The organism is Aeromicrobium sp. (genome assembly GCF_049586495.1).
In the GTDB taxonomy this organism is placed as follows: Bacteria; Actinomycetota; Actinomycetes; order Propionibacteriales; family Nocardioidaceae; genus Aeromicrobium.
Genome location: NZ_JBAVCB010000168.1, coordinates 1 through 5,582 on the forward strand (window position 1 = coordinate 1; position 5,582 = coordinate 5,582).

Annotated in this window: 6 protein-coding genes; 4 read left to right on the forward strand and 2 right to left on the reverse strand. The window is 68.1% G+C overall.

The annotated features are described in order from the left end of the window. Both WB508_RS08915 and WB508_RS08920 read left to right on the forward strand, forming a co-directional pair. Positions 1-226, forward strand: a 226-nt coding sequence (locus WB508_RS08915) for a hypothetical protein (RefSeq protein WP_423844532.1), incomplete at its 5' end; no start/stop codon positions are given. A gap of 135 nt (positions 227-361) precedes the next feature. Next, a complete protein-coding gene (locus WB508_RS08920; RefSeq protein WP_423844533.1) occupies positions 362-1,000 on the forward strand; it encodes a hypothetical protein in 639 nt (212 codons plus the stop codon). Here the strand turns inward: WB508_RS08920 and WB508_RS08925 are convergent. Both WB508_RS08925 and WB508_RS08930 read right to left on the reverse strand, forming a co-directional pair. Next, on the reverse strand, positions 984-1,883 hold the full coding sequence (locus tag WB508_RS08925; protein ID WP_423844534.1) for a diacylglycerol kinase family protein: 900 nt from the start codon (positions 1,881-1,883) through the stop codon (positions 984-986). The genes WB508_RS08920 and WB508_RS08925 overlap by 17 nt on opposite strands. Further along, entirely contained in the window at positions 1,880-3,442 is a 1,563-nt protein-coding gene (locus WB508_RS08930; protein ID WP_423844535.1) for an FAD-binding oxidoreductase, read from the reverse strand. The genes WB508_RS08925 and WB508_RS08930 overlap by 4 nt, the downstream gene beginning before the upstream one ends. A gap of 17 nt (positions 3,443-3,459) precedes the next feature. Here WB508_RS08930 and WB508_RS08935 point away from each other — a divergent pair, with 17 nt between their 5' ends. Beyond that, the gene (locus WB508_RS08935) at positions 3,460-4,041 is read left to right on the forward strand and encodes a TetR/AcrR family transcriptional regulator (protein ID WP_423844536.1); all 582 of its coding nucleotides are present in this window, start codon (positions 3,460-3,462) and stop codon (positions 4,039-4,041) included. Then, positions 4,038-5,531, forward strand: a complete 1,494-nt coding sequence (locus WB508_RS08940) for an FAD-dependent oxidoreductase (protein ID WP_423844537.1) — start codon at positions 4,038-4,040, stop codon at positions 5,529-5,531. The genes WB508_RS08935 and WB508_RS08940 overlap by 4 nt, the downstream gene beginning before the upstream one ends. Positions 5,532-5,582 lie beyond the last annotated feature (51 nt).

The window sequence follows — 5,582 nt, forward strand, 5'->3', positions numbered from 1 at the left end:
GGCAGCAGCCGACAAGCTGGCCACCGAGCGAACCGAAACCGTGGAGCAGCGCAAGAAGCGCGTCGCCGAGGCAGCCGAGGCCAAGAAGAAGGCGGCACGGGACAAGGCGTCAGCCGAGTTGGCCGAGGCCAAGGAGTCGAAGAAGGCTGCGGCCGAGGCGCAGGCCGACGCCGAGGTGCTCACTGACCTGACCGACGCCAAGAAGGCAGAGCGCACACAGGACTGATCAGTCCACTCTGATGACAGAGGCCCTGACCGGCATGAATTCGGTCAGGGCCTCGTCACGCGTGCCAGCGCCGGACATGACCCGAAATGGGGGGCAATGCCCGAACGCGACCCCCGGGTCCCGCACACTGGACCCATGGTTTCCCCTGCACCTGCCGTCACCGACCTCGACGTCGACCAGCGGCGGGAGCCGACCACGACGTGGCTGGTGGCCCAGGCCAACATCGCAGCCAAGACGGCGCTGCTCATCATGCTCGTGCTCGTGCTCGTCGACCCGTCATGGGGCAATCTCGAGGGCAAGGCACCCGGACCGCGGGCTCTCACCTACCCGATGCTGGCATTCATCCTGCCCGTGTGGTGGCTGGCGCGCGGCCGGCTCCAGCCCTATCCGTGGGTCGCCGATCTGTTGGTCACAGTTCCCTGTTTCAGCGACGTGCTGGGCAACCGGCTCGATCTCTATGACCAGATCGTGTGGTTCGACGACTGGGTTCACTTCATGAACACCGGCCTGCTCAGCGCGGCCTTCCTTCTCCTGACGCGCCGGAGCAGTGAGACTCCCGGCGCGATTCTCGCGCGGTCAGTGGCCTTTGGCCTGTCGGTGTCCCTGCTCTGGGAGATCGGCGAGTATGCCGCGTTCATCACGACCTCGAGCGAGATGCCGACGGCCTACGCAGACACGTTGATGGATCTCTCCCTCGGTTGGCTGGGAGCTGTGACGGCGGCCGTCGCCGTGATCGTCGCGCGACGACAAGCCTCGCTCAGGTCAGAACTGTGAGGACGCCGGGCAGGACCTTCACGACGGCCGGGGCCGCCGTTGACGAGGGCAGCATGCCGAGCGGCTCGCCATCTCCGCCCATGGGCACCGAGGGCGTGCCGCTGATCTCCACGGTTGCGCCCCGCAGCACCTTGACCTGATCGAGCAGCACGTGCCCGCCGTCGTACACCTTGGGCAGCGCCCTCATCATCTGTCGCCGTGAGGATGCCTCGATCACGATGACGTCGAGCTGGCCATCGGTCACTGAGGCTTCCGGCGCGATGTGCATGCCCTTGCCGTAGTAGCCGGAGTTGGCAATGACGACGGTGGCAGCCAGATGGGAGTGGCGCATCCCGTCGACGACGACCTCGAACTGGCATGGCACGTAGGTGGCCATGGCGTGAAGGCTGGCGTAGGGGTACTGCAGCTTGGCCGGCATCCACCGGATCTTGTCGACGATCTCTCCTGCGCGCGCATCGATGCCGGAGTACACCGAACCTGCCACGAGTCGGGTCTCGCTGCCGGGCAGGTCGATCGAGATCAAGTCCGTGGGGGTCTCCGACCCGTTCAGCAGCGTGGCAGCGATCTCATCCGGCTCTTCGGACAGCTGCAGCATCCGGGCGAAGTCGTTGCCTCGGCCAGCCGGGATCATCCCCAGCACACCATCGAGCTGAGCCACGTGCCCGGCCATCGACGACAGCATCCCGTCGCCGCCCACCGCGACGATCACGTCACCGCGCGCGACACCGGCCTCGATCAGGTCGACCGACGCCTTGGGCCCGGGCGAGTACGTGACCTCGACCTCGGCACCGGCGTCGCGCAACAGACGCGCCACCGGGACGACGGCCGCTGGAGCGGCTCCGCCCCCAGACAACGGGTTGACCAAGAACGAGAAGGACCTCACGGGATCAGTATCCCCGGGTTGAGGATCCCAGTCGGGTCGACGGCGTCCTTGACTCCCCGCAGCATCGCCACGCCGACCGGACCGATCTCGCGGGCGAGCCACGGCTTGTGGTCGGTGCCGACGGCGTGGTGGTGGGTGATCGTGGCGCCAGCATCGATCATGGCGTCGGATGCAGCCGACTTGGCCGCGATCCATCTCCCCAGCGGATCGTCGCCCGATGACGTCGCGATGGTGAAGTACAGCGAGCATCCGGTCTCGTACACGTGCGAGACGTGGCACAAGACGATCGACCCCTCGCCCAGGCTGGCTTCCAGCGCGGCTTTCACGTCGGTGTACAACCGGTCAGCGTTGGACCAGAACGTGGCGGTCTCCATCGTCTCCACCAAGACACCGACGTCAAGCATCGAGTCGCGCAGATAGGGGGCATGGAAGCGTCCCTCCAGCCACGACTGACCCCGATCCTCGCCGAGGGACGAGCCGCCCAGGTCGGTCAGGGTCGAGGCGATGAGCTCGCGACGTCCGTCGATCGACGCGCCTTCGTGGCCGACGATCATCAGGCAACCGGTCACGCCCTCGCCACCGACGTCGGACTGGCTGGCCAGATTCAACGCCGTCTCCGTCTCGTCGGAGAGCCGGATGATGGTGGGCAGGATCTGGTTCTGCGCCAGGTGCCGCATCGCGTCCCGACCGGCGGTGAACGACTCGAAACGCCAGGCTTCGTACGCGGTCTCGTTCGCAGCCGGGCGAACCCGCACCGTGACTTCCGTGATGATGCCGAAGGTTCCCTCCGAACCCAGCACCAGCTGGCGGAGGTCAGGTCCAGCCGCGTTGGCAGGCGACGAACCCGCGACCAGCTCGCCAGCCGGAGTCGCGAGCCGCAGTCCGACCACCATCTGGTCGAAGCGGCCGAATCCGGCGCTGTTCTGCCCGCTGCTGCGGGTGGCTGCGAAACCACCAATCGTGGCGTACTCGAACGACTGCGGAAAGTGCCCCAGACGCAGGCCGTGCTCGGCCAGGGCCGCCTCGGCCTGCGGACCGCGCATGCCCGGCTGCAGGCGCGCCGTCATCGAGACCGGATCGACCTCGAGCAGCTGATCCATGCGCACCAGGTCGATGCTGACGAGACCGGCGAATCCCTCCCGGGCGGCCACCAGCCCGCCGGTGACGGAGGTGCCCCCACCGAACGGCACCACGGCGACATGGTGCTCGGCGGCCCACCCGAGGAGTGCGTCGACCTCGTCGGCAGATGCCGGTCGCACCACGGCGTCCGGAGCGTCGGACACGTCACCGGCGCGGGCCTTCAGCAGATCCGGGGTGGACTTGCCGCGCGTGCGGAGGCGTCGGGTGTGGTCGTCGACATGCACGTGCTCGGGTCCGACGATGTCGGCCAGCGTGCCCAGAAGATGGGCAGCGAGCTCTGATGACGGCATCGTGACGCTGTCGACCGCCGGGGTGTCCACCGCCCCGAAGGCCAGTTCGACCAGCTCGCGGGTGGATGCGGGCAGAGGCTCGGCGTGAGCCGCGTCGCCCCAGCGCTGGGGGTGCATGTCATGGGTCATGCGTTACAGTGTTACACATGGCGTCCACTCGTAACAAGGACCGCATCCTCGATGCGGCTCGGGAAACGATCCTGTCCTCAGGCTGGCGGCGCGCGACCGTGACCGACGTTGCGCGGCGCGCTGACGTCTCCCGCATGACGGTCTACCGCACCTACCCGGACATGCAGTCGATCCTGGCTGACCTGATGACGCGTGAGTGGGTCGGCGAGATCGACCGCGTCCTGTCTCAGATCGATGACCGCGGCAACGACTCGGCCGACGTGATCGCCCGACGCTTCGGTGCTGCGGTCGCAGCGCTGCGCCACCACGAGCTGTTCCGCCGGATCGTCCGCGATGACCCCGAACAGCTGTTGCCGTACCTGATCGACCGGCGGGGCCGGTCTCAGGATGTCTTGGTGTCAGTGCTCGCTGAACAGATCGCGACGGCGCAGGCTACCGGCGGCATTCGCGCAGACCGTCCCGAGCTGCTGGCACGCACACTCATCCTCATCGCGCACGGGTTCGCGATCTCCGTCGAGACGATGACGGACGACGAGCTGACAGTCGACGAGTTCGATGCCCAGCTGACTGATCTCATCCGGAGGTATCTGACCCCATGAGCCACATGCAGGCAGGACTTGCGGGAGCCCCACGCTCCACCGATCTCCTCGTGATCGGACTCGGCGTCACAGGTTCCGGTGTGGCGCTCGATGCTGCCTCGCGCGGCCTGTCGGTGCTGGCGGTCGATGCCCACGACGTCGCGTTCGGCACGTCCCGGTGGTCCAGCAAGCTCGTGCACGGCGGGCTGCGTTATCTGGCCAACGGACAGGTGGGAGTCGCCCGCGAGAGCGCCGTCGAGCGCGGGATCCTGATGGAGTCGACCGCTCCGCACCTCTCGCACCCGATGCCGATGCTGCTGCCCCTGATGTCGAGCGTCTCAGGTCCTCAGGCTGCCCTCGCGGCGACGGGGTTCCGCGCCGGCGATGCGCTGCGGCTCAGCGCCGGAACGAGCGTCGAGACCCTCCCCCGCCCACGTCGGATCTCTCGCAATGAGACGCTGCGGCTCGCACCGTCGTTGCGCCGCTCCGGGCTGCGGGGTGGACTGCTGAGCTGGGACGGTCAGCTCGAGGACGACGCCCGCTTCGTCACGTGCCTGGCGCGGACCGCCGCAGCGCACGGAGCCGTCGTGCGGACCCGCGCGCGCGTCCTGTCCGCCACCGGGTCCAGCGCCGTCCTGCGTGACGAGCTGACCGGCACGACGCACGACGTGACAACACGCGCCGTCATCAACGCCACCGGCGTGTGGGCTGGCGACCTGGACGACTCCGTCAGCCTGAAGCCGTCGCGCGGGACGCACCTGGTGCTGCGAGAGACGACCCTGCCGGGCTTGGCCGCCGCCCTGACGATTCCCGTTCCGGGCACCACCAGCCGATTCGTGTTTGCACTCCCCCAACCCGATGGGACCATCTACGTGGGCCTGACTGACGAGGAGACCGACGGCGAGATCCCGGACGTCCCCGAGGCCAGCGAGGGCGAGATCGGATTCTTGCTGGACGTGGTCGGCGCCGCGTTGGAGAATCCATTGCGACGCACTGACGTGATCGGCACCTTTGCCGGGCTTCGCCCGCTGCTCGACTCGGACGGCTCCACCGCCGATCTGTCGCGCAAGCACGCTGTGCTGCGCTCGGCCACGGGCCTCGTCACGGTGGTCGGCGGGAAGCTCACGACCTACCGGCAGATGGCCGAGGACGCTGTCGACGCTGCGGGCCTGACGCAAGCGCCGTGTCGGACCCACTCGCTTGCTCTGCTGGGTGCGGCCCCGCGGGAGGAGCTGGCTCGCCTTGAAGAGCCTGCGCGACTGGTCCGCCGCTTCGGCACCGAAGCCTCGCTCGTGCTGACCAATGCCGTCGAGGTCAGCGGGCTGAGCGAGGACGAGCTGCTGACACCGGGCCCGCTCGGCGTGACGCTCGCCGAGATGATCTTTGGGATCACGCACGAAGGCGCTGCCGACGTCGACGACCTGCTGGACCGGCGCACCCGGGTGGGTCTGGTGCCCTCTGATCGTGCCCTCGCGCTGCCCATGGCCGAGCGAGCCTTCAGCCTGGTGTGATCAGACGGCATGCCTCAGAACACCGGCTTGCCACCCGTGACGCCCAGCACC